The organism is Nocardia pseudovaccinii NBRC 100343, assembly GCF_001613225.1.
Classification (GTDB): Bacteria; Actinomycetota; Actinomycetes; order Mycobacteriales; family Mycobacteriaceae; genus Nocardia; species Nocardia pseudovaccinii.
This window is the reverse complement of the sequence record NZ_BDBY01000456.1, coordinates 1-925: the sequence shown is the minus strand read 5'-3', so window position 1 is coordinate 925 and position 925 is coordinate 1. Positions and strand designations below refer to the sequence as shown.

The window sequence follows — 925 nt, the reverse complement described above, 5'->3', positions numbered from 1 at the left end:
TGGCCGGAGGTGGATCGGCCGCGTCGTGCGGGTGTCTCGTCGTTCGGTATCAGCGGCACGAATGCCCACCTCATCGTGGAGCAGGCCCCGGTGACCGCGCCGGTGGTGGCCCAGGTTCCGGAGTCGGCCTCGGTACCGGCTGCGCGGCCGTGGGTGATCTCGGCCCGTAGCGACGAGGCTCTCGTCGCTCAGGCTGCCCGCCTGGCATCTTTTGCGGGCGAACATGATCCGATCGACGTCGGTTTCTCCCTGGCGTCCACCCGTGCGATGTTCGAGCATCGTGCGGTTGTCGTGGCCGATGACCGTGGTGGTCTGCTCGCGGGCGTCCGTGCGCTGGCTGCCGGAACGCAGGTACCCGGTGTGGTGACCGGTCGGGCCGCGGCGGGGTCGACAGGTTTCGTCTTCTCGGGGCAGGGTGCGCAGTGGGCCGGTATGGCCGCCGGGCTGCGGACCGCCTATCCGGTGTTCGCCGAACACTTCGATGCGATCGTCGGTGATTTGGATCCGTTACTGGGGCAGTCGGTTTCGCTGAGTGTGGCGTTGGCGAGCGATGACCTTGTCGATCGGACGGTGTTCGCGCAGGCGGGGTTGTTCGCGTTCGAGGTGGCGTTGTTCCGGTTGCTCGAATCGTGGGGTGTGCGTGCGGATGTGGTGGCTGGTCATTCGATCGGTGAGGTCGCTGCCGCGCATGTGGCGGGAGTGTTGTCACTGACGGACGCGTGTGTGCTGGTGGCTGCGCGTGGTCGCTTGATGCACGCGCTGCCTGCTGGTGGGGCGATGGTCGCTGTCGGCGCCTCCGAGCTGGATGTGTTGCCGCTGCTGGTGGCCGGTGCGGTGTCGATCGCGGCGGTGAACGGTCCGTCGTCGGTGGTGCTGTCCGGTGTCGATGCCGATGTCCTCGCCGTCGTTGAACGGTGCGTCGAAC

At 67.6% G+C, this 925-nt stretch carries 1 protein-coding gene; it reads left to right on the top strand.

The annotated features are described in order from the left end of the window. Positions 1–925, top strand: a 925-nt coding sequence (locus NP3_RS45815; RefSeq protein ID WP_084509711.1) for an acyltransferase domain-containing protein, incomplete at both ends; no start/stop codon positions are given.